Genomic DNA, 24,273 nt, shown 5'->3' with positions numbered 1-24,273 from the left:
CCGGCCTCGAAGGGCCCTCCTCGTTCGGCCGGTTCCGCGAGGACAACCGCTTTGAGCGTCGCCCGAGCAGGGAGAGGTGTGAACCGAACCCGACTCGACGACCACTTGGCCGACCTCGATGCGGACGGCTACCTGCTCGACGCCTCGCAGGAGGACGCAAACCAGCTGTACCTCTCCGGGTTCACCGGGCCCGACCCGTTCCTCACGCTGTACGCCGACGGCGAGGTCCACCTCCTCGTCAGCGGGCTGGAGTACGGCCGCGCGCAGACCGAGGCGACGGCCGACACGGTGGAGCGCCACGCCGACTACGACTACGAGTACGGCGGCCGCGAGGAGCGCACCGACATGTACGCCGCGTTCCTCCGCGACAAGGGCGTCGAGTCCGTCTCGATGCCGCCGCGCGGCCCGGTCGGCACCGCCGACGCCCTCCGCGAGCGCGGGATCGACGTCGCCGTCGACGCCGACGACCGGCTCCAGGCGGTCCGCGCGGTGAAGACCGACGAGGAGATCGACGCGATCCGGGACGCCCAGAAGGCGAACGAGGCGGCGATGCGGGCCGCCGAGGAGCTGATCGCCGGCGCCGACGTGGCCGGGGAGGACGTCCCGGCAGACGGCGACGTCGAGCGCGGCGTCCTGCTTCACGAGGGCGAGCCGCTTACCAGCGAGCGCGTGACCGAGGAGATCGAGGTGACGCTGCTGCGCCACGGCTGCGCGCTCGACGAGACGATCGTCGCCGGCGGCGCGCAGGCCGCGGACCCGCACGACCGCGGCTCGGGCCCGCTCCGGGCGAACGAGGCGATCATCGTCGACATCTTCCCGCGCTCGAAGGCGACGAAGTACAACGCCGACATGACGCGGACGTTCTGCGTCGGCGAGCCGAGCGAGACTCTCCGCGAGTGGTACGACCTCACTGAGCGCGCGCTGGAGGCGGCGCTCGACGCGGTCGAGCCGGGCGCCACGGGCGAGGAGGTCCACGCCGCCGCCTGCGAGGTGTACGAGGAGGCGGGCGAACCCACCTTCCGCACCGACCCGGAAACGGAGACGGGGTTCATCCACTCGACCGGGCACGGCATCGGCCTCGACGTCCACGAGTCGCCCCGGCTCGCGAGCGGGGGAGAAGAACTGGAACCGGGCCACGTGATCACCGTCGAGCCCGGCCTCTACGACCCCGCGGTCGGCGGCGTCCGGATCGAGGACCTCGTCGTCGTCACCGAGGGCGGCTACGAGAACCTCACCGACTATCCGATCCGGTTCGCGGCGGAGTGAGTCCCCGCTCCGGTCGACCGACGGGCCCTGACCCCCCGTGGGAGCGAGCGAGTCCCCGGCCCGTCTGACCGCGATCGGAAGCCGCTTTGACCCGTACCGGGAATGCCGACCGTGAACTGGCGGTACGAACACACGGTGCTCGCGCTCTGTACGCTCGCGTTCACCGGCACGATGGTGGCGCGGCTCGTCGTCAGCCCGCTCGTTCCGGAGATCACGACGCAGTTCGACGTGACCAACGGCACCGTCGGGCTCGCGCTCAGCGGAATGTGGCTCACCTACGCGCTGGCGCAGTTCCCCTCCGGCGTCCTCGGCGACCGCTACGGCGAGCGCCGCGTCATCCTCGCCGCGGTCGGCGCAACCGCCGTCGCGTCGGTGCTGCTCGCCGCCTCGCCCTCGATCCTCGCGTTCGGACTGTTCGCGGCCGTGCTCGGCGTGGGCGCCGGGCTCCACTACTCGGTCGCGACGACGTTCCTCACGCGGCAGTTCGACGACACCGGCCGCGCCATCGGCGTTCACGTCGCCGGCGGCCCGCTCGCGGGGCTCGCCGCGCCGCCCGCCGCCGCGCTCGTCGGGTCGCGGCACGGCTGGCGCGCCGGCGTCCTCCTCGGCGCCGCCGTCGCGGTCCCCGTGTTCGTCCTGTTCGCGTGGCGGGTCCGGCCGACAGAGCCCCTGCGCCCCGACCAGCCGATGGGCGAGCGGTTCGCGCTCGGCCCGCTCGCCGAACTGCTCTCGCGGCGGGAAATCCTCTACACGACCGCGCTGGCGACGATGGGCGCGTTCACGTGGCAGGCGACCGCCTCCTTCCTCCCGACGTTCCTGGAGGTCGGGACCGGCCTGTCGAGCGCGCTATCGGCGCTTTTATTCTCCGTGTACTTCCTCGTCCACGGCGGCACCCAGCCGGTGACCGGCTCGGTGTCCGACCGGATCGGCCGCGACGCCACCGCGATGGTGACGATGGGCGCCGGCGTCGTCGGCTACGGGACGCTGGTCGCGGCCGCGGCGTTTGACCTCGGGCTGCCGGTCACGGTCGGGGCCGTTGGCCTCGTCGGCCTCGCGATGTCGTGGGGCGCGCCGGTCCAGTCGCGGTTCATGGACCTGCTGTCCGACGCCGAGCGCGGCGCCGGCTTCGGGCTCGTCCGGACCGCGTACATGGTGACGGGCGCCTCCGGCAGCGTCGTCGTCGGCGCCGTCTCCGACGCCGCGGGGTGGCCCGTCGCCTTCGGACTGCTCGCCTGCGTGATGGCGCTCGGGCTGGCGACGCTGTCGGCGAACCGGCTGCTCGGGCTGGGGTACTGAGTCGGGGGTGGGTTAAAAGGAGCGCAGCAGAGCCCGAGTGTTCAGAGCCGGTCGTCTTCGATGCTGCCCGGGTCCTCCGCGGTGTCGAACATGTTGTTCTCGGCGCCGTCGAGCATCTCGTCGCGGGGCTCGTCGTCGACGACGCTCACGTTGTACGCCTCGATGCCGGACGCGATGAGGTCCTCCGCGGCCTGCTCCTCGGAGACGAACTCCTCGTCCGCCAGCTGCTGAAACTCCGCGTACACGTCGTCCGAGAGGTTCAGCTCGAATGTGGGCATACCCCTCGTTCCGACCGGACGCTTTTAAATCGTTCCCTCGTTGCGGCACGTGTCCGGAGCTCCCTGTCCATGAACGACGTCGACGAAACGGTGATCGAAGCGTACGACGACGGCCTGCGAGTCGTTCGCGAGGAACGCGTGCGACCCGACGCGTACCACGTCGACGGCCCCGACGGGCGGATCGCGTCGTTCGAGATCCCGGCGGCGGCCCGGCTGTACGCCGACCTGTACGCGGTCACCGGCGGATTCGACGAGAAGGAGACCGGCAGGCGGGGCGTCCCGCCGACGATCGCCCGCGCCGACGAGGAGGTGCGAATGACCTACCTCGCGGTCCGGTTCTCGTTGCCCTACGCCGCGCGGGCGTTCGAGGTCGACGAGTCGGCCGCTCGCGAGGCCGTCGACAGCGTTCACGCCCGGGCGGCGGAGCTGCGCTCGCGGGATGGCGGGAACGGTTGAGCGCCGCTCGCCGGCGACGGCGTCCCGAACATCTGCGGGGTCAGGAGTACCCCGGCGGGCCGCCACGGTACGCACATGCCCAGTTTCCCGTCTCCCTTCGGCTCCGACGACGACAACGGCCTGTTCGACGGCTACGACGAGTTCGTCGCGGACGACCTCCCGCGGCCGGGCGGGTTCCTCGACGGCCACGACGTGCTCACTGGGGCGGACCACCTCGCCTTCCACCGGCTCACCCGCGACTGCTTCGAGGAGCGGAAGGTGTACGACATGACGTTCAACTACAACCTCGCGCGGCTCAACCTCGACACGCGACACGGGAACGCCGGGTTCCGCTACGCCGTCGAGCGCGGCGACGCCGCGGCTGCCGCCGACGCCGTCGATCCCGCTGACTTCGACGGGGACGGCTTCGACGACGGCGACTGCGACCGCGTCCTCCGCGCGGAGTTCACGCCGACCACGCCGTTCTGCCCGCAGACGCACACGCTGACTATCGGGGCCTTCCGCGCGTGGAACGGCCTCTCCGACCGCCACGAGTACGATCTCGTCCGGGTCCGCGCGGCCCCGATGCACAACCAGAGCGAGGCGGTGAACGACCGGCTCGCGGAGTTGGAGGCGGCGTACCTCGACACGGGCGACGTAGAGACCGAAGCGGAGGAGGACGCCGGGATGGGATCGAGCCCGATGACCGGGACGGGAGACGCGGGCGCACAGACTCGCTCGACAGACGCGCCGTTCTGAGGGACGACCCCGCCGATCACAGGTCGCGCCAGGCGCCGAGGAACCGCTGGACCGCCGTGAGGTGGCCGACGACGGCGAACAGCGCGAGCAGCAGGCCGACGACGTTCAGCCCGGCGGCGATCGGCGCGGAGTAGACCGCGGCGGCGACACCGACGATCCCGGCGAGCGCGAGCCGGTCGGCCCGGCCGAGGAGCCCGCCGTACTCGCGGCCGATGCCGACCGCCTGGATCTGCGTGCCGAGGTAGGAGGTGAGGAGGACGCCGGTGACGGCGGCGAAGCCGAGCGCGTACGCCTCGATCCCCGCGGTGAACCCCGCGATGATCGCCACGTCGGCGTAGCGGTCGAGGACGTGGTCGAGGAAGTCGCCGCCGTCGGAGGCGACCCCCTGATGCCGCGCGAGCGCCCCGTCGACCACGTCGAGCCAGCCGTTGAGGAGGACGAGGAGGGCACCGGCGGCGTAGAGCGGGCTCGACCCCGCGGCGAAGGCGACGGCGGCCGCGACGGCGACGAGGAACGCGATCACGCTCACCTGGTCGGGCGAGAGGCCGAGCCTGTCGGCCGCCGACACCCACGGCCCGAGGAGGCGGTCCGCGACGGAGCGGTACTGGTCGAGGGTCATCTACCGTCCCGAGGGTCGCGGCCGGCTCATATATAATCGATGAAGTCCACGGTGCCGGCGCTCGGCTCGCGCTCGCCCTCGATCGCCGCGCGGATCGCGTCGGCGACCGCCTCGGGGTCGCGGTCGGTCGCGTCGACCTCGTAGACGTCTTCGACGCCGTGCTCGGCGACCGCCTCCGAGAGGATCACGTCGAGCGCCTCGCTTTCCGCGTTTTCGGCGGCCGTCTCGGGCGACTCGCCTCGCGTTTCGAGCCGGGACTCGATCGTCTCCGGGTGACACCGCAACACGACCACGCGGTCGACGTCGAACCGGTGCGCGAGGTGGGAGTCGAGGACGCCGCTCCAGTCGCCGAGGTCCTCGCGGACCGCGTCGAGGTCGGCGACGAGCGTGTCGCGGTCGTCGTCGCGCTCGGTCCAGAGGCCGTCGTCGGACTTGATCCGGTCGTTGAGGTGGATCACGTCGTACTCGCCTTCGAGCAGCGCCGTCGCGGTCGACTTTCCGGTTCCGGGGGTGCCCGTGACCGCGACGCGGTCGGCGCGGCCGCGGTCGGCACTTTCGGCGGCGTCGGCGTCCGCCGCGGCCTCGGCGTCGCCGTCGCTCACGCGCTGACACCGAGTTCGAGGTCCGCCAGCGTCTCGTTGAGCAAGGCGACCGCCTCGCGGGTCTCCTCGCGGGTGCCCGTCGAGACCCGGACGTGCTCCGGGAGCCCGAACGAAGTGCAGTCGCGGACGATCACTCCGCGCTCCTGAGCCGCCTCGGCGACGCGCTCGCCGTCTCCGACCGCGGCGAGGACGAAGTTGCCCGCGGAGTCGACGGTGGGCGCGTCGAGCTCGCTCGCGATGTACTCGCGGGCCCAGCGGGCGGACTCGACCGACCGCTGGACGTGCTCGTCGTCGTCCAGCGCGGCGAGCGCGGCGCGACAGGCCAGCTCGTTGGCCGCGAACGGCGTGTTGACGCGGGCGTACGCCCCGCCCCACGCCTCGGGGACGACGCTGTACCCGATCCGGAGCCCCGCGAGTCCGTACGCCTTCGAGAAGGTGCGGAGGACCGCCACGTCGTCGCGCTCGTCGACGAGCGGGATCGCGCTGTCGACGGCGGCGAACTCGCCGTACGCCTCGTCGACGACGACGAGCGTCTCCTCGGCGGTCGCGTCCGCGATCGCCTCGATCTCGTCGAGGGGCATGGTCGAGCCGGAGGGGTTGTGCGGGGAGGTGACGTAGACGATCCGCTCGCCGCCGTAGGCGCGCAGGACGGTCTCCGCGTCCTGCGCGAAGCCGTCGGCCGGGGAGAGCTCGTACTCCGTCACCTCGCCGTGGTGGTACCGCGACGACATCGCGTAGTAGGCGAAGCCGGGGCTCGGCACCAGCACCTCGTCGCCCGGCTCCAGCGCGGCCCGCGAGAGGTAGTCGATCGAGCCGTCGGCGCCCGGCGACACCCACACCTGCTCGTCGTCGACGCCCCACTTCGCCGCGATCTTCGCGGTGAGGTCCGTGTGCGAGGACTTCGGGTACTGGTGGACGCGGTCGGCGTGCTCGCGGATCGCCTCGACGGCCGCCGGGCTCGGGCCGTGCGGGTTCTCGTTCGAGGAGAGCTTGATGAGGTCGTCGGGGTCGAGCCCGCGCTCGCGGGCGACCTCCTCGACGCCCCGCCCGGGCACGTACGGCGAGTGATCGGAGAGATCCCGTGGTTGCATGCCCGGTGGTCGGGGACCGGCGGGCTTAAGCGTGGTCTTGGCGGTCGAGGGCTCGCGACGGGGTCGCCCCGCGATTCACGACGACGGGGCGTCCGCGAACCGCCGCTCGGCCTCGGCGACCACGTCGGGGCGCCCTGCGAGCTCGACGACGACGGTCTCGCTCCCGTAGTCGACGTCCGCGACCACGCCGCGGTCGTACGCCCACGAGAGCGCGGCCTGCGCGGCGCCGCCGTTGGGCGCCTCGGCCGTCGCGGTCGCCGTCGGCAGCGCGTCGGCCACCGCGTCCGCGAGGTCGGCGAGCCCGGTCTCGTCGCGGACGCTGACCGGGATCGGCGAGCGGAGCGCGTCGACGACGGGGGCGTCCCGCGGGTCCAAGTCGACGACCGCCCCCTCGTAGGCCTCGACCGCCGCCGCGAGCCCGTCCGCCCCGACCTCGTCCGCCTTCGACAGCACGGGGATCACGGGCCCGTCGGTCGCCTCGATCGCCGACAGCGACGCCGTGAGCTTCCGGCGCAGCGCCGCCGGCTCGTCGCTCGCGTCGACGACGAGGAGCGCGCAGTCGGCCGCCCGGATCGCGTCGATCGTCGTCCGGAACGAGCGCACCGCCTCGTGGGGGAGCCCGTCGAGGAAGCCGACGGTGTCGGTGACGAGCGCTCGCCGCCCGCCGACCGTCGCCCGGCGCGTCGTCGTCGAGAGCGTCTCGAACGGCCGGTCCGCGACAGCGAGCGGGCCGTCGCCGTCCGCCGGGTCGCCCTCACCCTCGTCGGCGTCGGCGCGGTCGGCGTCGGCGCGGCGGACGTCGGGAGCCCCGGCCTCGTCCTCGAACTCGGGGTCGTCGACCTCGTCGGCGAGCCGGCGAGCCAGCGTCGACTTCCCGGCGTTGGTGTACCCCGCGAGCGCGACGAGGTCGAACCCGGCGTCGCGGCGCTCCGCCCGTCGGGCCGCCCGGTCGTCGGCGATCTCGCCGAGCGCGCGCTCCGCGGATTCGATCCGCTTCTCGACGTCGAGCACGCGGCTGTCGCCCTCCGGCTGGAGGCGGACATCCTCGCTCGCGTCGCGGGCGACCGCCTCCCGGAGCCGCGGGAGCTCGTACCGTAACCGCGCCAGCTCGAGCTGGCGGTCGGCCGCGCGCGAGTCGGCGGCGTCGGCGAACAGCTCCAACACGAGGCGCGGGCGGTCGATCACCGCGGTCCCGGGCGGCAACAGGTCGCCCAGCGAGAACGTCTGTCCCGGCGACAGTCCCCCGTCGTATATCACCGCCTCGGCGGCCGCGTCGGCCGCGAGCCGCATCAGCTCCTCGGCCTTCCCGCGACCGAGGTCGTAGGTCGGGTCCTCGCGGCGCCGCTGGGTGACCTCGCCGACGACCGCGTAACCGGCCGCGGCGGCGAGCTCCCGGATCTCCGCCGTGTCCGGCGGCTCACCCTCGGACCGGGCCGCGACGACGGCGGGGGTCGCGTCCGGGGCGGCGGGGTCGATGAGGGAGGAGTCGGCGTCGTGGGCGTCGGCGTTGTCGGCGTCGGCGTTGTCGGCGTTGTCGGCGTCGTCCGCGTGAGCGTCGGTTTCGATCGATTCGGCGGTCGCGTTCGTCGTGGCGTCGTCTCGTGACATTCGGTCGGGCGCTCGCGTCGGCCCGGAGAGGGGAGCGTCTCGCGCTCCGGTCGCGGCTCTGCGGCGCGGGCGACGGCCCCCGCCTCGCGGAGCGGGGCGGCCGCGTCGCGCCGCGGCGATGCCGTCATGAACCGGCGACGAACGAACTGGTCTCCATGCTTCCGACTCCGGGGGCTCCCACATAAGCGTTCACCGGAAACGAGGTGTGGTACCGAACCGCAAAAACGGGGAGGCGGCCGAACGGCGCGCCGCTCAGGGGATCCGCACGTCGTGTTCCAGCGTGCCGACGCCCTCGACTTCCACCTCGACGGTGTCGCCGTCGGAGAGGGCGCCGACGCCCTCCGGGGTGCCCGTCGCGATGACGTCGCCGGGTTCGAGCGTGAGGTACGTCGTGATCTCCTCGATCAGCGTCGGCACGTCGAAGATCATGTGCTCGCGGTCGCTCGACTGCTTCGTCTCGCCGTTGACGCGGAGTTCGACGCTCGCGTCGGCGGGAACCTCGTCTGGCGTCGCGAGGACCGGGCCGAGCGGCGCGGCGCCGTCGAACGCCTTCCCGCGCACCCAGTTCTGCTCGCGGTTCTGGTCGTCGCGGTTCGACACGTCGTTCATACAGGTGAACCCCGCGACGACGTCCATCGCGTCCGCGGCGTCGACCGACTTACACTGCTCGCCGATCACGACCGCGAACTCCGCCTCCCAGTCGATCCGCTCTTTTCCGGCCGGGACGGTCACGGTGTCGCCGTGGCTCGCCACCGCGTTCGGCGGCTTCAAGAATAGCAGCGGGCGGTCCGGCACGTCGTTGCCGAGTTCGGCGGCGTGGTCGGCGTAGTTGCGCCCGATACAGACGATCTTCGACGGGTCGGTCGGCGCGAGCACGTCGATCGCGGGGTCCGAGAGCGCGTACTCCTCGCCGCCGAAGGCGACCGTGTCGGTCGCCGGGTCGTACTCGCCCTCGCGGATCGATCCGGCCGGGTCGCGGAACCGTGCCTGGTACATACGCGAGCGAACGGGCGGGCCCCCGAAAAGCGTTCCCGGAGAGGCAAGCGACGACCGCGGCGGGGGAGGACACCATTTACTCCGACGACTCGCTCGCTTCGCGGACCGAGTCGGTCTCCGCCTCGTCGCTCGGACCGTCGCTCGCGTCGTCACCGGCCGCGCCGTCAGTTCCGCCGTCGTCGTCCGCGATGTGGTCGAGCGACGGGGCGCCGATCCGGTCGCCGAACAGCTCCGACCGCGCGCAGTCGACGCAGTAGTGGTTGTGGCGGATCGAGTGGGTCCGGACCGGGACGCCGGCGACGACCGTCTCGTCGCGGCGCCGCCTGACGAGGCCGCGCTCGAACCCTTCGCCGCAGACGACGCAGGACCCCTCCACGGACTCGGGCGGCCGGACGACCCGGTGGTCGACCGTCTTCCGTCGGCCGAACTTGGTTATCCCGTGACGGCGGTCGAGTCGCCGGCGGACGGGCGGTGCCACGCCGAGGCCGAGCCCGGCGAACGCGATCCCGATCAGCGCGGCGGGCGGGGACCCGCTCGTCGCCGCGAGGAAGCCGATCCAGCCGCCGATCAGCAACAGCAGCGCGGACAGGACGTACGCGGTGGCCGTCTCCGTCCGACCCGCGCCCTCGACGCTCGACGGGGCGCGCGCCGGCGTCTCGTCGCCGCGAACGAGTCGCCGCCGCTCGGCGAGCTTCGAGTAGTGCCACCAGCCGTACAGCAGGTTTCCGATCCCGCTGGTGAAGATGAACAGGAGGATGTGGACGCCGACGGAGCCGATACCGCGGTCGACGAGGACCACTCGGTCCCCGTCGTCCCGCTCGACGTCCCACCCGGCGTCGAGGTGGTCCTGGACGCGACGGCGGAAAGCGCGCGAACTCTCCCGCGGGGTCGGCGCCGAGCGCGACGGGGACGAGTCGGGGTCCGCCGACTCCGTGGGCGCGCGGCCCGCTACCTCGGACGCGGCGGACCCGCCGCCCGACCGCGACGCGCCGCAGTTCGAGCAGAATCGGTCGTCGTCGTCGAACGCCTCGCCGCACGCGGCGCAGTACGCGGGGTCGGACGGGTCGCCGAGGTCGGCGCCGCAGTCGGGGCAGAAGCTCGACCCGGCGGGGACCGCCTCCCCGCAGGCGGGGCAGGCGGCCGACGGGTCGCCGGGCTCGCTGGTCTCGGAGGGCATCTACTCTGCGTTCGCGTTCGTCCCTGTTAATTGCTTTCGCCGGCGGACGACGCGACCCGCGGCGTCGAGTTTTATTACGGCCCGCCGAGATGTAACGGACGTACCATGGAACTCACCTGGCACGGCCACTCCACGTGGCACGTCGTGGTCGAGGACACGGAGCTGCTCATCGACCCGTTCTTCGACAACCCGAAGACCGACGTCGACCCCGAGGAGCTCGACCCCGACTACCTCCTCTTGACCCACGGCCACGCGGACCACATCGCCGACGCGGCCGAGTTCGAGGACGCCACCGTGGTCGCCACTCCGGAGCTGACGGGCTACGTTCAGGAGAACTTCGGCCACGAGCACACCCTCCCGGCCGGCGGGATGAACATCGGCGGCACCGCCGAGTGCGGCGACGCGTGGGTGACGATGGTCCGCGCGGACCACTCGAACGGCATCGAGAACGACCCCGACTACTCGGGCGGGATGCCGACCGGGTTCGTCATCGGCGACAAGAAGCCGACCCAGGAGTCAGACGCCGACTGCACCACGTTCTACCACGCCGGCGACACGGGCCTGATGTCCGAGATGGTCGACGTGATCGCCCCGTACCTCGAGCCGGACGCCGCCGCCTTACCCGCCGGCGACCACTTCACCATGGGGCCCGCGGGCGCCGGCATCGCCGCCGACTGGGTGGGCGCCGACGTCGTCTTCCCGATGCACTACGACTCGTTCGGCCCGATCGAGATCGAGACGCAGGAGTTCGTCAACGAGGTGAAAGCCGCGGGCGCCGCGGCCGAGCCGGTCGTCCTCGAAGGCGACGAGACGTACACCTTAGAGTAGCGCTTTCGGCGCCGGCGGCCGACTTCCACGCCCGCTCGGCCCGAGTGCGGCGACGACCTCGTTTTTTTCGACGGCGAAGCTCGGCAGTTCGTGCGCGGTGCCGCTTCGACGCCGGAGACGGGACGCCGCGACGGTCCGCAGTAGAATGCTATTCGAATCTGAATAAATATTATCCTCTCTGAGAGTAGATTCCGTGAGCGGTCGGTGGGAGAAATATATTGAATGTATTTAAATTAATAATAAATCAGAAGGCTTCTAAATAAATGATGGTTAGCGCCGAATTGGTACGCCATGTCAACCGCCGATATGCGGGCTGTGATCCGGGGAGAGGGCGGTCGCTTCGTCTACGTCGTCTCCGCGCTCGCAGCGCTCAACGGACTCCTGTTCGGGTTCGACACCGGGATCATCTCCGGAGCCATCCTCTTCATCGACACGGCCTTCGAGCTGAGCCCGCTGGTGGAGGGGATCGTCGTCAGCGGTGCGATGGTCGGCGCGGCCGCCGGTGCGGCCGTCGGGGGGCAGATCTCCGACCGCATCGGCCGCAAACCGTTCATCCTCCTGTCGGCCGGGGTGTTCTTCCTCGGCTCGTTCCTCATGGCGGTCGCGCCGACCGTCGAGGTGCTCGTCGCCGGGCGGATGATCGACGGGATCGCCATCGGGTTCGCGTCGATCGTCGGCCCGCTGTACATCTCCGAGATCGCGCCGCCCTCCGTCCGCGGCGGCCTCACGTCGCTGAACCAGCTGATGGTCACCGTGGGGATCCTCTCGTCGTACTTCGTCAACTACGCCTTCTCCGGCTCCGGGTCGTGGCGGATCATGCTCGGCGCCGGAATGGTCCCCGCCGTCGTCCTCGCCGTCGGCATGCTCAGGATGCCCGAGAGCCCGCGGTGGCTCTACGAGCAGGGCCGGACCGACGAGGCCCGGGCGGTGCTCCGCCGCACGCGCGACGGCGACATCGACTCCGAGCTCTCGGAGATCGAGGAGACCGTCGAGGCCCAGTCCGGAAACGGAGTCCGGGATCTGCTCAGTCCGTGGATGCGCCCGGCGCTGATCGTCGGGCTCGGACTCGCGGTCTTCCAGCAGGTCACCGGGATCAACGCCGTGATGTACTACGCGCCGACGATCCTGGAGTCGACCGCGTTCGGCAGCTCGCAGTCGATCCTCGCGTCGGTGTTCATCGGCACCGTCAACGTGGCGATGACGATCGTCGCGATCCTCCTCGTCGACCGCGTCGGGCGGCGCCCCCTCCTGCTCGTCGGGACCGGCGGGATGATCGGGTCGCTCACCGTCGCCGGGTTCGTCTTCCAGTTCGCCGATCCGACCGGCGGGATGGGGTGGCTGGCGACGCTCACGCTCGTGTCGTTCGTCGCGTTCTTCGCGATCGGGCTCGGCCCGGTGTTCTGGCTGCTGATATCCGAGATCTACCCGCTCGCCGTCCGCGGGAGCGCGATGGGGATCGTCACCGTCGCCAACTGGCTCGCGAACCTCGCCGTGGCGCTGTCGTTCCCCGTGCTGCTCGACGGAATCGGCACGCCGGCGACGTTCTGGCTGTTCGGCGGCTGTAGCGTCGTCGCCCTCCTGTTCACCCACCGCACCGTCCCCGAGACGAAGGGCCGGACGCTGGAAGCGATCGAGGCCGACCTCCGCGGCGCGACCGGGATGGCACCGGACGCGTCCGGCGACGACTGACGCGTCGCTGGCCCCGAATCGACGACCGACGCGTCGCTGACTGCGAAGCGATCGGGGTCGCGTCGCGGCTCGGCGCGTCCTCGACGCGCCGATGCCGATAGCCTTTATCCGCCCGAGACCGAACGGACACTCGACTATGGCAGACATCGAGACATCCACGGTTTCCGAGGAAGGGTACGCCAGCACCAGCCAGGTCGGCGAGTTCGACCTCCAGATCGACGCCACCGACGAGACGGGCCCGAACCCGAACGCGGCGCTCGTCGCGACGTACGCCTCCTGTTACCTCCCGGCGCTCCGCGTCGGCGGGAGCCAGCGCGGCGAGGAGGACCTCGGCACGATCCAGATCGACGCGAGCGCCGAGCTCGACGACGACGACGACCTCGAATCGATCGCCTTCGACGTCCACGTCGAGGCCGACCTCGACGACGAGACCGCCGCCGACATCGCCGAGCGCGCCGAGGGCATCTGTCACGTCCACAGCGCGCTCCGCGAGGAGCTCCACGCCGACGTCAGCGTCTACCCCGGCGCGTTCTAGGGGGCAACCGCCGCGTCGACCGTCCCTTCTCGCAGCCGGTTCGGACGCGCGACCCGCTCGCTCAGTCCTGCGGCTCGACCGCCTCGCCGGGCGCCGCTGACTCCTGCGGCGACGGGTCCGGGCGGTCGACGCCGGTGAACTCGAACCGAGCGCCGCCGCGCTCTCCCTCCGTGACCGCGACGTCCCAGCCGTGCGCCTCGGCGATGCGCTGGACGATTGAGAGCCCGAAGCCCGTCCCCGTCTCGGAGGTCGTGTAGCCGCTCTCGAACACCTTCTCCCGCTCGTCGGGGTCGACCCCGGGGCCGTCGTCCTCGACGTAGAAGCCGTCCGGGAGGTCGCCGACGAAGACGCGGTCGCCGCCGTGTTCGACGGCGTTTCGAAACAGGTTCCCAAGGAGCTGCCGGACCCGTCCGGGGTCGGCGAGGATCTCCCCGTCGGCGTCGACTTCGACCTCGCTCGAATCGGCCTCCGCCTCGCCGTCGGCGGTTTCGCCGGCATCGCCGCCGAACGGGTCCTCCCCGTTCGCCGATCCGAACGCGTCGTCGCTGTACCCGGCGGCCAGCTCGCCGAGGTTGACGCGCTCGAACGACCCGACCGCCTCGCCCTGCTTCGCGAGCGCGAGCACGTCCTCGATGAGCCGTTCCATCTCGTCGAGCGCGCGCTCGCAGCGGTCGAAGTAGGAGTCGGTCCCCGTCTCGCGGGCGAGCCGGAGGTACCCCGAGAGGACGTTGAGCGGGTTCCGGAGGTCGTGGGAGACGATGCTCGCGAACTCGTCGAGCCGCTCGTTCTCCCGCTCGATGCGGCGCTCGTACGCCTTGCGCTCGGAGATGTCGCGGCTGCTCGCCAGGAAGCGGTCCTCGCCCTGGACGTCGATGCGCCGCACGTGGACCTCGGCCGGGAACGTCGAGCCGTCCGCGCGGGCGAACGTCGTCTCCAACCGGACCGTCTCGTCCATCTCCAGCCCGTTCCAGAGCCGAACGCCCTCGTCGGGATCGAGTTCGGCGTCCACTTCCCAGACGTCCATACCGACGAGCTCCTCGCGGTCGTAGCCGATCTCCCGCGTCATCGCCCGGTTCGCGTCGACGATCTCGCCCGCCTCGTCATGGATGTCGATCATGTCCGGCGAGCGCTCGAACAGCGCCTCCAGCCGCGCAGTGGTGCGTTCGAGCCGCCGCTGCCGCCGCCGATCGTCGGTCACGTCCCGAGAGATGCCGAGCACGCCGTCGAACTCCCCGTCGATGACGAGCCGGGTCAGCCCGTAGTCGACGATCGCCTCGGGCTCCCTCGGCAGCTCGACCTCGACGGTCCCGGTCAGCGAGTCGCGCTCGCCGTCGACGAGCGCCTCGTACTCGTCGCCGTCGCCGGCCGCGCGGATGCGGTCGACGAGGCGGCTCTCCCGGCCGACGAGCGCCTCCGGGTCGGCCGCCAGCACGTCGGCGGTGTGGTCGTTCGCGAGCGCGATGCGGCCGTCGGCGTCGTAGATACACACCGACTCCGGCAGCTCGTCGACGATGCGGCGGTACCGCTCGAGCTCTCGCTCTCGTTCCTTTTCCTCGGTGACGTCGATGTGGATGCCGACGGCCCGGAGCGGCTCGCCGTCGTCCGTCCGTTCGACGACCCGGCCGCGGTCGCGGATCCACTTCCAATCGCCCGCCTTCGTCCGCATCCGAAAGTCGCACTGGTAGAGGTCGGTCTCGCCGGCAAAGTGCGCCTCGATGGCGTCCCAGGCATCGCCGATGTCGTCGGGGTGAACGCGCTCCTCCCACGTCGACAGGTCGAAGTCGATCTCGTCGGTGTCGTGGCCGAGCATCGCGGCCCACCGGTCGTCGAACCGCACCTCGCCCGTCCGGACGTTCCAGTCCCAGACGCCGACGTCGGCGCCCTCGACGGCCAGCTGGAGCCGCTCGGAGAGCTCGCGGAGCTCCCGCTCCCGTTCCCGCTTCTCCGTCACGTCCCGGGAGTACAGTGCGAGGCCGTCGGGTGTGGGGTGGGCGTTCACGACGAGGTCGGCGCCGAGCCGGTCGACGTGCTCCTCGAACCGCACCGGCTCCCCCGTCTCGGCGGCCTCACGGAGGGCCGCCTCGCCGTCGGTGTCCGTGGTCTCCGGGAACAGGTCCCAGATCCGTTCCCCGAGCAGTTCGTCGGCGTCGAGGTCGATCATCCGGACCGCGCGGTCGTTGAGGTACGTCAGCCGCCACTCCGAGTCGACCTGACAGAACGCGTCGCTTGTGCGCTCCAGGTGCGCGGCCAGGCGACGGTCGCCGCGCGCCTGCGAGACCACGCCCTCGACAGCGGCCGCGAGCCGCGCGTACTGGTCGTCGGGCTCGTCTCGCCTGACGTACTCGTCGACGCCGGCCGAGATAGCGTCGCTGGCGACTCCCTCCGATCCGGACCCGGTGAACAGCACGAACGGCACGTCGCCGTGTCGATCGCGAACGGCCTCCAGAAGCTCGACGCCGTCGGCCTCGGGCAGTTCGTAACCGGACACCACGCAGTCGAACGGGGCCGACGAGAGCGCTTCCAGCGCCGCCTCGGCACCCTCGACCGGCACCACTTCGGTCCGGTCGTCGCGCGTCTCAAGGCGGCGGGCCGCCGTTTCGGCGAACCCCGACTCGTCGTCGACCGCGAGGACGCGCACGAGCGACGCCGCTCGCGGCCCATCGCCCTCGTCGGCTCCGACGGGTTCCTCCATCTTGCTTGATGTTTTCAATTCGACATGATAACCGTTTCGTTCGGTTTCACCGGACGACCGTTGAAACGGCGACCCCGGAACCGACTGGGAGGACCGCGGTCTCCACGGCGTCGTCCGAGCGGACGGTCCCCACGTACTCCCCGATGCCGCGCGTCTCCCCGTCGACCGCGTCGTCCGGGAGCGGTTCGCCCGCCTCGAAGTGCGCGACGAGGGCCTTGAAGTCGATGGGGCCGCGGGTGACGTTGTCGGCGACGATCACGCCGCCGGTCCTGACCTTCGGGAGGACCGTCCGGTAGGCGTCGGCGTACCGCCCCTTCTGGTGGTCGATCAGGACCACGTCGAAGGGGCCCTCGTAGCGGTCTACCGTCTCCATCGCGTCGCCGACCTCGAAGGTGACGCTGTCGGCGTAGCCGCCCTCGGCGGCGAACGCGACGCCGCGCTCGGCCTCGTCGGCGTCGAACTCGGTGCAGACCACGCTCCCGGCGCCGCCGCGGAGGAACCACGTGGCGGAGTAGCCGAACCCGGAGCCGAACTCGAAGACGCGGTCCGCGTCCGTCAGCCGCGCGAGCAGGCGAAGGACTGCCCCCGCCTCGGGGCCGATGATCGGGAAGCCCCACTCGTCGGCGAGGTCGGCCATCTCCGCCTGGACCGGCGTGTGTTCCGGGGCCGTCGCCGTCAGGAACCGACGGGCAGGGTCCGTGAGCACGTCCATACCCGCGACTCGAACGCGTGACACTTAAATCGGGACGGCGGGCCGGACTCGACGTGCGGGGTCGGCGGGGCCCGTCCGGCGACCGCCGCCGCAGTCCTGAAAACTGTTAAGTCCCGCTCGGTCGACCGATTCAATAATGTACGACCCTGAGGAACTCGCCGAGATACGGGAGGCCAAGCAGTCGTGGGAGGACGGCACCTACGGCGAGACGGTCGACCGGTTCGGCGAGCGCGAGGAGACGTTCACCACCGACACCGGCGGCCAGGAGGTCGACCCCCTGTACACGCCCGCCGACGTCGAGACGGACTACCGGGAGGACCTCGGCTACCCCGGCGAGGAGCCGTACACCCGCGGCGTCTACTCGACGATGCACCGGGGGCGACTGTGGACGATGCGCCAGTACGCCGGGATGGGCACCGCCGCGGAGACGAACGATCGGTTCCAGTACCTCATCGACGAGGGCTCGTCGGGCCTCTCGATGGCGTTCGACCTCCCGACGCAGATGGGGTACGACTCCGACGCCGCGATGGCCGAGGGCGAGGTCGGGCGCTCCGGCGTCGCCATCGATACCCTCGACGACTTCGAGACCGTCTTCGACGGCATCCCGCTCGACGAGGTGTCCACGTCGATGACGATCAACGCGCCCGCGGCGGTGCTGCTCGCGATGTACGTCGCGATGGGCGACAAGCAGGGCGTCCCGCGCGACCAGCTCCGCGGGACGATCCAGAACGACATCATGAAGGAGTACATCGCGCGGAACCTCTACATCTACCCGCCGAAGGAGTCGATGCGGCTGATCACGGACATCTTCGAGTTTTGCGCGACCGAGACCCCGTCGTTCAACACCATCTCCATTTCGGGGTACCACATCCGGGAGGCGGGCTCGACCGCGGCCCAGGAGATCGCCTTCACCCTCGGCGACGGCATCGAGTACGTCGAGGCCGCGCTCGACGCCGGGCTCGACGTCGACGAGTTCGCCCCGCAGCTCTCCTTCTTCTTCAACGCCCACAACAACATCTTCGAGGAGGCCGCGAAGTTCCGCGCGGCCCGCCGGATGTGGGCGCAGATCATGGACGAGCGGTTCGACGCCGAGAACCCAAAGTCGAAGCAGCTGAAGTTCCACACCCAGACCGGCGGCTCGACGCTCACCGCCCAGCAGATCGAGAACAACGTCGTCCGCGTCTCCTACCAGGCGCTCGCCGCGGTCCTCGGCGGCACCCAGAGCCTCCACACGAACGGGAAAGACGAGGCGCTCGCGCTGCCGACCGAGAAGTCCGTCCGAACCGCGCTCCGCACCCAGCAGATCCTCGCCCACGAGTCGGGCGCGGCCGACACGATCGACCCGCTCGCGGGCTCGTACTACGTCGAGGACCTCACCGACGGGATCGAGGAGGAGGCGTTCGAGATCCTAGAGGAGGTGGACCGCCGCGGCGGCATGCTGGAGGCCGTCGAGAGCGGGTGGGTCCAGCGGCAGATCCAGGACGTCGCCTTCGAGCGCCAGCAGGAGATCGAGGAGGGCGAGCGGATCATCGTTGGCGTCAACGAATTCGAGGTCGACGAGGAGCCGGAGATGGACCTCGAAGAGGTCGACCCCGACCAGGAGCAGAACCAGCGCGAGCGCCTGAACGGGGTGAAAGACGAGCGCGACGACGACGCGGTCGACGACGCGCTCGCGGGGCTCCGCGAGGCCGCGCAGGGGTCCGACAACGTGATGCCGCACATCGTCGACGCGGTGAAGGCGTACGCGACGGTCCAGGAGATATCGGACGTGCTCCGCGACGAGTTCGGCGAGTACAAGCCGGGGAGGTAAGTCGGGTCGCGACGCGCTCCCGTTCGCGGACGGCTCAGTTCGCCCCCCGGACCACGTGCCCGTACTTCAGGAGCGCGACGAACACCGCGCCGCCGAAGGCGTTGCCGAGCGTCGCCAGCACGAGGAACCCGACGTAGTCCGCCGGGGTGATCGCGGAGGACACGATCAGCCCGAACAGCACCTCGACGTTGCCCGCGATCGAGTGCGGGAGGTGGAGCAGGCCGATGGTGCCGGTGACGATCAACACGAGGAGGATCCGCGCGGTCGTGTCCTGCGCCGCCGTGATGAGCCACGCCAGCAGCCCCATCAGCCAGCCGGCGAAGACGCCGCCGACGAACAGCCACGTGAGGTCGTGGTCGACGAGCTTCAGGGCGATGGTCTCGAACGCCGCCGGGTCGACGACGCCGAGCTCCGGCATCAGCAGCGTCACGAGCAACGTGAACAGCAGCCCGCCGACGATGTTCCCGACGTACACCAGCCCCCAGAGCCGGCCGAGCTGGCGGACCGACGCCTGATGGTCGAGGACCGGGATGACGGCCAACGTCGTGTGCTCGGTGAACAGCTCGGAGCGGCCGAGGATGACGAACATGAAGCCGATGGAGTAGACGCTCGCCAGCAGTAGCTCGGTCGACAGGTCGCCGAACGTCCCCGGCGAGAGCGTCAACACGACGGCCATCATCAGCGGGCCGAATCCGATGTCGAGCCCCGCAGACAGCCCGGAGAGGAGCAGTCCGGAGCGCTCCCGGTTCATCTCGTGGAGCCCGCTCTCCAGCAGCGAGCCGAGGATGTTCCGCGACGTCATCTGCTCCGTCGAGTCGGTCTCTGAGTCGCTCACGGGGTGGATCGTCCCCGCTTCGACCGGACCGCACGCAAACCTTTGGATCCCGGCGGGGCGTGCGGGGAGGGTCACCCGGACGCCGGCCCGCTCGGTCGTTATAAGTCGGGGGCGCACGATCCGACGCGTATGCGATTCGACCACGTCGGCGTCGCGACACGCGACGCCACCGCCCTTGCCGACCTGTTCGGCGGCCTGCTCGACGCCCCGGTCGCCCACGAGGAGACGTTCGACGACATGCGGATCGTCTTCCTCGAACTCGACGGCGGCGGGTACTTCGAACTGCTCGAACCGGACACCGGCGGGACGATCGCCGACTACCTCGACCGCGAGGGCCCCGGGATCCACCACGTCGCGCTCGCGGTCGACGACCTCCCGGGCGCCCTCGACCACGCCCTCGACCACGCCCGCGATCTCGGCATCGACCTCGTCGACGAGGAGTCGCGCCCCGGCGCGTGGGGTCACGAGGTCGCGTTCTGTCACCCGCGGTCCACCGGCGGCGTGCTCGTCGAGTTCGTCGAGCACTGATAAACGCCGGACTTTCGTGAGTGCGTCGCTAACGGCGGAACAGTGACTACACACTCCCGGGGCGTCTCGTCGGTGGTCTCGACGATTCTCCTCGTCGCGATCGTCGTGATCCTCTCCGCGACACTCTCGGTCTTCGCGCTCGGCGTCGCGGACGACCTCCGGAACCCCGGCCCGTACGTCTCGCAGTCCAGCGGGGAGTTCGCGGTCCAGGACGGCTACGACGGCGGGATAGTCCGTATCACCCACGTCGCCGGCGACCCCGTCCCGGTCGAGGAGATGGAGATCGCCATCGACGCGACGGACGCCTGCGGCGGGCGAGAGCGACTGATCGACCTCCCCGAGGGAGGGAGCAGTTCGGGGAGTTTCGCCGACTCGAACGTCGCGTCCGGCTCGATCGACGAGAGCATCGTCTCCGGCGGTAACCGGGTCGACCTCGGCGTCTTGGACTCGCGGACGACGAACCGCCTCGCCGCCGGCTCGTTCCTTCAGTTCCGTCTCACTAACGAGAGCTGTTCGCTGAGCGAGGGCGATCGACTCGTTGTCAGGGTCGTCCACGTCCCGTCGGGCTCGGTCACGATCCGACAGGAACTGACGGTCTGACCCCTACTCGCCGTCGGCGTCCTCGACCGCCGGGTCGTGCGTCTCGTACCAGCCGAGGATCTTCTCTAACCGGTGGATCGCGCGGTCGGGGTCGCCGATGTTGTGGTGCTCGTCCGGATAGACGACCAGTTCGGCGTCGACGCCCTGCTTGCGGGCGGCGACGTACAGCTGCTCCGACTGCGAGGGCGGACACCGCCAGTCCTCGCCGCCGGCCATCACCAGCAGCGGCGTCTCGATGTTCCCGGCGTCGAGGATCGCCGACGACGCGTCGAACGCCTCCGGGTTCTCCCACGGGAGGCCGAACTCCGCCTCCATCCAGATGTGCGTGTCGTCCGTGCCGAACGCCGACCGGATGTCGTAGATGCCGTGTTCCGGCGCCGCGGCGGTGAACAGTTCCGGCTCCTGCGTGACGAGGAATCCCTGCGCGATGCCGCCGTAGGAGAAGCCGTGGCCGAACACGCGGTCCGGGTCGACCCAGCCGCGGTCCGCGAGCGACTCGACGCCGGCCGCGATGTCGTCGACCTCGGCGGTCCCCCACTCCCCGGTCAGCTCCGCGGTGAACTCGCGGCCGCGGGAGGTGCCGCCCCGGTAGTTCGGGCGGAAGACGAGGTACCCGCGGCTCGTCAGGGCGGCGTGTCCGAAGCTGAACACCGGCTCGTCGTACGACATCGGGCCGCCGTGGATCGCGACCACCAGCGGGTGGTCGCCGGCCTCGGGGTCCATTTCGGGGTCGTGGTACAGCACCCCGTCGAGCGTCCAACCGTCCGACTCCCACTCGACGCGCCGGGCCTCCGGCATCGAGAACTCGTCGACGAGCGACTCGTTGACCCGCGTGAGGCGCCGGAAGGAGTCGGGTTCGGACTCCTCATCGAGGTCGTCGACGTCGACCGCGTACAGGTCGGTCCCGGACTCCGGCTCCGAGAGAACCGTCACCGCCGTCGAGCCGTCGTCGGCGACGTCGAAGCCGGCCATCGCGCGGTCGCGGCCCTGCGCCTCGAAGACGCGCTCGACGGTTCCGTCCGTCTCGACGCGGACCAGCCGCGTCCGGCTCTCGTCGGCGATCCGGGTGTAGATCGCGCCGTCGACCCACTCGATCCCGCCGCCGCGGGCGACCGTTCGGTCGAGGTCGGCGGTGAGCGAGACGGGGTCGTCGGGATCTGCTCCGATCAGGTACACCTCCGCCGGCGCTGGCGGGTCGTCCGGGTCGCTGGCGACCGTCGCGATCCCGTCGCCGCCGGGGCGCCACGCCGGCGCGCCGTGGGAGAGGTCGCCGCCCGTGAGCCGCTCCGCGTCGCCGCCGTCGGGCGAAACGGCGTAGAGGTCGCGGACGGTGGTGTCGTCGGGCCTGTCGAGCCGACAGGACGTGAACGCGATTCGGCCGCCGTCGCCCCACGTCGGGTCCATGCCCGCGATGTCCTCGAAGGCGCCGCCGCCGTACGCGTCGTCGAGGCGTCGGGGGTCGCTCTCGGGGTCGTCGAGGTCGACGACGAAGAGGTACCGCGTCACCTCGTCGGTCCACCCCGCGCCGTTCACCTTGTGCTGGAGCCGGGTCGTCTCGATGGGGCCGCCCTCCTCGCGGACCTGGTCGAGGTACTCCGACTCCTCGTCGGTCGGGTCGCGCGACTCGATCACGAGGCGGTCGCCCTCGGGCGACCAGTCGAAGCCGGCGACGCCCTCGTCGCGTTCGGTGACCTGGCGCGCGTCGCCGCCCAGCGCGAGGTCGAAGATCCACACCTGCGGCTTGGGCTCCTCGTCGCCGTTTCCGAGGGGTTCGTCCTCGTCTTCCTCGGCTTCGTCTCCTTCCTCGTCGTCTTCGGTCTCCGCTCCCTCGCCGTCGTCCTCCTCGTCTCGGTCGCGCCAGCCGACCCGTCTCTCCGCGTCGCGGTCGCGGGCGGCCACGAACGCGAGTCTGTCGCCGTCCGGGCCCCACGTCGGCGCGGAGGCGCCGGAGGCGCTCGTCAGGCGGTGCGGCTCGCGAGAGCCGTCGGTCGGGGCGACGAACAGCGAGGAGACCGCCTCGTCGGCGGCCTGGTCGTACTCGGTAGCGGTGAAGGCGACGCGGTCGCCGGTCGGGGAGACGGCCACCTCGCCGATCTGGGTCAGGTCGTAGTAGGCGTCGAGCGGCAGTTCCGACATGAACCCATCCAGCGTCGGGCACAGGAAATACGTTCGGGCCGCGGAACCTCGCCGGGCGGGAGCGACGCGGTCGCCCGCGACGCGGAGCGGTGGACGGCGACCGACTTAACCGCGCCGCGCCCGCACCGCAGCCCGTGTTCCGCGATCTCTCGCAGCCGATCGAGAGGGGGATGCCGACCTACCCCGGCGATCCCGAGGTGACGCTGGCGCCCGACGCGACCCACGAGGCCGACGGCTACGCGACGAGCGAACTCCGGACCGGGACGCACGCGGGAACGCACGTCGACGCGCCCAAGCACACGCTGCCCGAGGGCGAGGCGATAGACGAGCGGGACGTGGGACGGTTCGCGTTCGAGGCCCGCCTCGTCGACTGCCGACCGCTCATACCGCGAGAGCCGATCGCGCCCGACGCGCTGCCGGATCCTGACGCCCTCGACCGCGACGTTGACCTCCTCGTCCTCCGGACCGGGTGGGAATCGCACTGGGGGACCGAGCGGTACCGCGACCATCCGTACCTGACCGCGGCGGCCGCCGAGCGCTGTCGTGCGGCGGGCGTCGGCGTCGGCCTCGATACGTTCGGGCCCGATCCGACCCCGACCGCGGGAGGCGAAGACGGATCTCTCGCCGCCGCGAGCGACGACGAACCCGACGGCACCCCCGCCCACGACGTCCTCTTGGGTGATTCGCTCCCGATCGTCGAGAACCTCCGCGGCCTCGACGGCCTCCCGCACCGGTTCCGGATCTACGCCTTCCCGCTCCGGCTTCGCGGTGCCGACGGGTCGCCGGTGCGCGCGGTCGCGGAGTGGGTGAAGTAGGACGGACGCGGAGTAAGATGACCGGACACGGACCGCCGCGTGCGTCGGCTCGCGGGCGCCCCAGACCAAACCCGTTTTAAGCGTCGGCGACGAACCGCGCCATAAGGTCGATATCCATGGAAATGCCACGCCGCTTCAACACGTACTGCCCACACTGTGACTCCCACCACGAGCACGAGGTGGAGAAGGTCCGATCGGGTCGCGCGACCGGAATGAAGCGCGACGCGCGGCAGCGACGCCGCGCGCTCGCGACCATCGGCAACGCCGGCGGGTACTCGAAGGTGCCCGGTGGCGACAAGCCGACCAAGAAGACCCACCTGAAGTACCGCTGCGGCGACTGCGGGAAGGCCCACATGCGCGAGGGATGGCGCGCCGGCCGTCTCACGTTCCAGGAGTAAGCATGGCGGGAGACTTCCACCGCGTCGCCTGCGGCGACTGCGAGAACGAACAGGTCGTCTTCGGCAAGGCCTCCTCCACGGTGTCGTGTGCGGTCTGCGGCACGACCCTCGCGACCCCGACCGGCGGGGAGGCGGAGCTTCACGGCGAAATCGTCGAAACCGTTGAGGCGCGGTAACCGCCTCACCCACCCCGTATGAAGTACAGCGGCTGGCCCGAACCCGGCGAGTTGGTTGTCGGCGACGTCGACGAGATCGCCGACTTCGGCGTGTTCGTCGACCTCGACGAGTACGAGGACAAGCGCGGTCTCTGCCACATCAGCGAGGTCGCGTCCGGCTGGATCAAGAACGTCCGCGACCACGTCCGCGAGGGACAGACGGTCGTCGCGAAGGTGCTGGAGGTCGACGAGTCGTCGAACCAGATCGACCTCTCGATCAAAGACGTCAACGAACACCAGCGCAAGGAGACGATCCAGGACTGGAAGAACGCCCAGAAGGCCGACAACTGGATGCTCATCGCGCTCGGCGAGGACGTCGACGACGACCGCTACACCTGTCTCTTATACACATC

At 70.8% G+C, this 24,273-nt stretch carries 25 protein-coding genes; 14 read left to right on the top strand and 11 right to left on the bottom strand.

Features of this window, described 5'->3' with window-relative positions; translation table 11 throughout:
- Positions 1-78 precede the first annotated feature (78 nt).
- Together C466_RS11350 and C466_RS11345 are read left to right on the top strand one after the other, a co-directional pair.
- The gene (locus C466_RS11350; RefSeq protein ID WP_004595845.1) at positions 79-1,266 is read left to right on the top strand and encodes a M24 family metallopeptidase; all 1,188 of its coding nucleotides are present in this window, start codon (positions 79-81) and stop codon (positions 1,264-1,266) included.
- 102 nt (positions 1,267-1,368) lie between these two features.
- Positions 1,369-2,562: an MFS transporter gene (locus C466_RS11345; RefSeq protein ID WP_004595846.1), complete on the top strand. Its 1,194-nt coding sequence runs from the start codon at positions 1,369-1,371 to the stop codon at positions 2,560-2,562.
- Between the two features lie 41 nt (positions 2,563-2,603).
- Here C466_RS11345 and C466_RS11340 read toward each other — a convergent pair whose 3' ends face one another.
- On the bottom strand, positions 2,604-2,840 hold the full coding sequence (locus C466_RS11340) for a hypothetical protein (protein WP_004595847.1): 237 nt from the start codon (positions 2,838-2,840) through the stop codon (positions 2,604-2,606).
- Between the two features lie 69 nt (positions 2,841-2,909).
- Here C466_RS11340 and C466_RS11335 point away from each other — a divergent pair, with 69 nt between their 5' ends.
- Positions 2,910-3,296, top strand: a complete 387-nt coding sequence (locus tag C466_RS11335; protein ID WP_004595848.1) for a hypothetical protein — start codon at positions 2,910-2,912, stop codon at positions 3,294-3,296.
- A 75-nt stretch (positions 3,297-3,371) separates the two neighbouring features.
- Positions 3,372-4,034, top strand: coding sequence for a hypothetical protein (locus C466_RS11330; RefSeq protein WP_004595849.1), 663 nt, complete (start codon positions 3,372-3,374; stop codon positions 4,032-4,034).
- A gap of 16 nt (positions 4,035-4,050) precedes the next feature.
- Here the strand turns inward: C466_RS11330 and C466_RS11325 are convergent, their stop codons facing one another.
- From C466_RS11325 to C466_RS11300, 6 genes are all read right to left on the bottom strand, one after another.
- Positions 4,051-4,653, bottom strand: coding sequence for a CDP-alcohol phosphatidyltransferase family protein (locus C466_RS11325; RefSeq protein WP_004595850.1), 603 nt, complete (start codon positions 4,651-4,653; stop codon positions 4,051-4,053).
- 26 nt (positions 4,654-4,679) lie between these two features.
- Positions 4,680-5,255, bottom strand: coding sequence for an adenylate kinase family protein (locus C466_RS11320; RefSeq protein WP_004595851.1), 576 nt, complete (start codon positions 5,253-5,255; stop codon positions 4,680-4,682).
- Complete coding sequence (gene hisC / locus C466_RS11315) at positions 5,252-6,346, bottom strand: histidinol-phosphate transaminase (protein WP_004595852.1); 1,095 nt, start codon at positions 6,344-6,346, stop codon at positions 5,252-5,254. The genes C466_RS11320 and hisC overlap by 4 nt, the downstream gene beginning before the upstream one ends.
- Before the next feature lie 75 nt (positions 6,347-6,421).
- On the bottom strand, positions 6,422-7,954 hold the full coding sequence (locus C466_RS11310; RefSeq protein WP_004595853.1) for an HflX-like GTP-binding protein: 1,533 nt from the start codon (positions 7,952-7,954) through the stop codon (positions 6,422-6,424).
- A gap of 252 nt (positions 7,955-8,206) precedes the next feature.
- Positions 8,207-8,950: a fumarylacetoacetate hydrolase family protein gene (locus C466_RS11305; RefSeq protein ID WP_004595854.1), complete on the bottom strand. Its 744-nt coding sequence runs from the start codon at positions 8,948-8,950 to the stop codon at positions 8,207-8,209.
- Between the two features lie 76 nt (positions 8,951-9,026).
- Positions 9,027-10,127, bottom strand: a complete 1,101-nt coding sequence (locus C466_RS11300) for a double zinc ribbon domain-containing protein (protein WP_004595855.1) — start codon at positions 10,125-10,127, stop codon at positions 9,027-9,029.
- Between the two features lie 105 nt (positions 10,128-10,232).
- Between C466_RS11300 and C466_RS11295 the strand changes: the two genes are divergently transcribed.
- The 3 genes from C466_RS11295 to C466_RS11285 all read left to right on the top strand — a co-directional run bounded on the left by C466_RS11295 (position 10,233) and on the right by C466_RS11285 (position 13,179).
- Positions 10,233-10,955, top strand: a complete 723-nt coding sequence (locus C466_RS11295; protein ID WP_004595856.1) for a metal-dependent hydrolase — start codon at positions 10,233-10,235, stop codon at positions 10,953-10,955.
- Positions 10,956-11,246: 291 nt separating this feature from the next.
- On the top strand, positions 11,247-12,644 hold the full coding sequence (locus tag C466_RS11290; protein WP_049908343.1) for a sugar porter family MFS transporter: 1,398 nt from the start codon (positions 11,247-11,249) through the stop codon (positions 12,642-12,644).
- 136 nt (positions 12,645-12,780) lie between these two features.
- Positions 12,781-13,179: an OsmC family protein gene (locus tag C466_RS11285; protein ID WP_004595858.1), complete on the top strand. Its 399-nt coding sequence runs from the start codon at positions 12,781-12,783 to the stop codon at positions 13,177-13,179.
- Between the two features lie 61 nt (positions 13,180-13,240).
- Here the strand turns inward: C466_RS11285 and C466_RS11280 are convergent, their stop codons facing one another.
- Both C466_RS11280 and C466_RS11275 read right to left on the bottom strand, forming a co-directional pair.
- Entirely contained in the window at positions 13,241-15,871 is a 2,631-nt protein-coding gene (locus C466_RS11280) for a hybrid sensor histidine kinase/response regulator (RefSeq protein ID WP_004595859.1), read from the bottom strand.
- A 46-nt stretch (positions 15,872-15,917) separates the two neighbouring features.
- Positions 15,918-16,583: an O-methyltransferase gene (locus tag C466_RS11275; protein WP_004595860.1), complete on the bottom strand. Its 666-nt coding sequence runs from the start codon at positions 16,581-16,583 to the stop codon at positions 15,918-15,920.
- A gap of 136 nt (positions 16,584-16,719) precedes the next feature.
- Between C466_RS11275 and C466_RS11270 the strand changes: the two genes are divergently transcribed.
- Positions 16,720-18,393 (top strand): acyl-CoA mutase large subunit family protein, encoded by a 1,674-nt coding sequence (locus tag C466_RS11270; protein WP_004595861.1) that lies wholly within the window; start codon positions 16,720-16,722, stop codon positions 18,391-18,393.
- 34 nt (positions 18,394-18,427) lie between these two features.
- Here C466_RS11270 and C466_RS11265 read toward each other — a convergent pair whose 3' ends face one another.
- Positions 18,428-19,228, bottom strand: coding sequence for a formate/nitrite transporter family protein (locus tag C466_RS11265; protein ID WP_004595862.1), 801 nt, complete (start codon positions 19,226-19,228; stop codon positions 18,428-18,430).
- 129 nt (positions 19,229-19,357) lie between these two features.
- On the opposite strand from C466_RS11265, the gene C466_RS11260 reads away from it, so the two are divergent.
- Together C466_RS11260 and C466_RS11255 are read left to right on the top strand one after the other, a co-directional pair.
- Positions 19,358-19,756 (top strand): VOC family protein, encoded by a 399-nt coding sequence (locus C466_RS11260; protein WP_004595863.1) that lies wholly within the window; start codon positions 19,358-19,360, stop codon positions 19,754-19,756.
- A gap of 42 nt (positions 19,757-19,798) precedes the next feature.
- Positions 19,799-20,356 (top strand): type IV pilin, encoded by a 558-nt coding sequence (locus C466_RS11255; protein ID WP_239641221.1) that lies wholly within the window; start codon positions 19,799-19,801, stop codon positions 20,354-20,356.
- A gap of 3 nt (positions 20,357-20,359) precedes the next feature.
- Here the strand turns inward: C466_RS11255 and C466_RS11250 are convergent, their stop codons facing one another.
- Positions 20,360-22,492 (bottom strand): S9 family peptidase, encoded by a 2,133-nt coding sequence (locus C466_RS11250; RefSeq protein WP_004595865.1) that lies wholly within the window; start codon positions 22,490-22,492, stop codon positions 20,360-20,362.
- Positions 22,493-22,626: 134 nt separating this feature from the next.
- Here C466_RS11250 and C466_RS11245 point away from each other — a divergent pair, with 134 nt between their 5' ends.
- The 4 genes from C466_RS11245 to C466_RS11230 form a co-directional block, all read left to right on the top strand.
- A complete protein-coding gene (locus C466_RS11245; RefSeq protein ID WP_193365889.1) occupies positions 22,627-23,307 on the top strand; it encodes a cyclase family protein in 681 nt (226 codons plus the stop codon).
- Between the two features lie 116 nt (positions 23,308-23,423).
- The gene (locus tag C466_RS11240; RefSeq protein WP_004595867.1) at positions 23,424-23,705 is read left to right on the top strand and encodes a 50S ribosomal protein L44e; all 282 of its coding nucleotides are present in this window, start codon (positions 23,424-23,426) and stop codon (positions 23,703-23,705) included.
- 2 nt (positions 23,706-23,707) lie between these two features.
- Positions 23,708-23,881, top strand: coding sequence for a 30S ribosomal protein S27e (locus C466_RS11235; RefSeq protein WP_004595868.1), 174 nt, complete (start codon positions 23,708-23,710; stop codon positions 23,879-23,881).
- A gap of 18 nt (positions 23,882-23,899) precedes the next feature.
- Positions 23,900-24,273: S1 RNA-binding domain-containing protein (locus tag C466_RS11230; protein ID WP_004595869.1), on the top strand; the 374-nt coding region annotated here is incomplete at its 3' end.

The sequence above is a fragment of the Halorubrum distributum JCM 10118 genome, assembly GCF_000337335.1.
In the GTDB taxonomy this organism is placed as follows: Archaea; Halobacteriota; Halobacteria; order Halobacteriales; family Haloferacaceae; genus Halorubrum; species Halorubrum distributum.
The sequence above is the reverse complement of the archived record's forward strand: the minus strand, read 5'-3'. Positions and strand labels throughout refer to the sequence as shown.

Excerpts from the sequence above, each read along its gene's own strand:
- C466_RS11345 (WP_004595846.1), top strand. The coding sequence starts at position 1,369 with ATGCCGACCGTGAACTGGCGGTACGAACACACGGTGCTCGCGCTCTGT.
- C466_RS11340 (WP_004595847.1), bottom strand. The coding sequence starts at position 2,840 with ATGCCCACATTCGAGCTGAACCTCTCGGACGACGTGTACGCGGAGTTT.
- C466_RS11335 (WP_004595848.1), top strand. The coding sequence starts at position 2,910 with ATGAACGACGTCGACGAAACGGTGATCGAAGCGTACGACGACGGCCTG.
- C466_RS11330 (WP_004595849.1), top strand. The coding sequence starts at position 3,372 with ATGCCCAGTTTCCCGTCTCCCTTCGGCTCCGACGACGACAACGGCCTG.
- C466_RS11325 (WP_004595850.1), bottom strand. The coding sequence starts at position 4,653 with ATGACCCTCGACCAGTACCGCTCCGTCGCGGACCGCCTCCTCGGGCCG.
- hisC (WP_004595852.1), bottom strand. The coding sequence starts at position 6,346 with ATGCAACCACGGGATCTCTCCGATCACTCGCCGTACGTGCCCGGGCGG.
- C466_RS11310 (WP_004595853.1), bottom strand. The coding sequence starts at position 7,954 with ATGTCACGAGACGACGCCACGACGAACGCGACCGCCGAATCGATCGAA.
- C466_RS11305 (WP_004595854.1), bottom strand. The coding sequence starts at position 8,950 with ATGTACCAGGCACGGTTCCGCGACCCGGCCGGATCGATCCGCGAGGGC.
- C466_RS11300 (WP_004595855.1), bottom strand. The coding sequence starts at position 10,127 with ATGCCCTCCGAGACCAGCGAGCCCGGCGACCCGTCGGCCGCCTGCCCC.
- C466_RS11295 (WP_004595856.1), top strand. The coding sequence starts at position 10,233 with ATGGAACTCACCTGGCACGGCCACTCCACGTGGCACGTCGTGGTCGAG.
- C466_RS11290 (WP_049908343.1), top strand. The coding sequence starts at position 11,247 with ATGTCAACCGCCGATATGCGGGCTGTGATCCGGGGAGAGGGCGGTCGC.
- C466_RS11285 (WP_004595858.1), top strand. The coding sequence starts at position 12,781 with ATGGCAGACATCGAGACATCCACGGTTTCCGAGGAAGGGTACGCCAGC.
- C466_RS11280 (WP_004595859.1), bottom strand. The coding sequence starts at position 15,871 with ATGGAGGAACCCGTCGGAGCCGACGAGGGCGATGGGCCGCGAGCGGCG.
- C466_RS11275 (WP_004595860.1), bottom strand. The coding sequence starts at position 16,583 with ATGGACGTGCTCACGGACCCTGCCCGTCGGTTCCTGACGGCGACGGCC.
- C466_RS11270 (WP_004595861.1), top strand. The coding sequence starts at position 16,720 with ATGTACGACCCTGAGGAACTCGCCGAGATACGGGAGGCCAAGCAGTCG.
- C466_RS11260 (WP_004595863.1), top strand. The coding sequence starts at position 19,358 with ATGCGATTCGACCACGTCGGCGTCGCGACACGCGACGCCACCGCCCTT.
- C466_RS11250 (WP_004595865.1), bottom strand. The coding sequence starts at position 22,492 with ATGTCGGAACTGCCGCTCGACGCCTACTACGACCTGACCCAGATCGGC.
- C466_RS11240 (WP_004595867.1), top strand. The coding sequence starts at position 23,424 with ATGGAAATGCCACGCCGCTTCAACACGTACTGCCCACACTGTGACTCC.
- C466_RS11235 (WP_004595868.1), top strand. The coding sequence starts at position 23,708 with ATGGCGGGAGACTTCCACCGCGTCGCCTGCGGCGACTGCGAGAACGAA.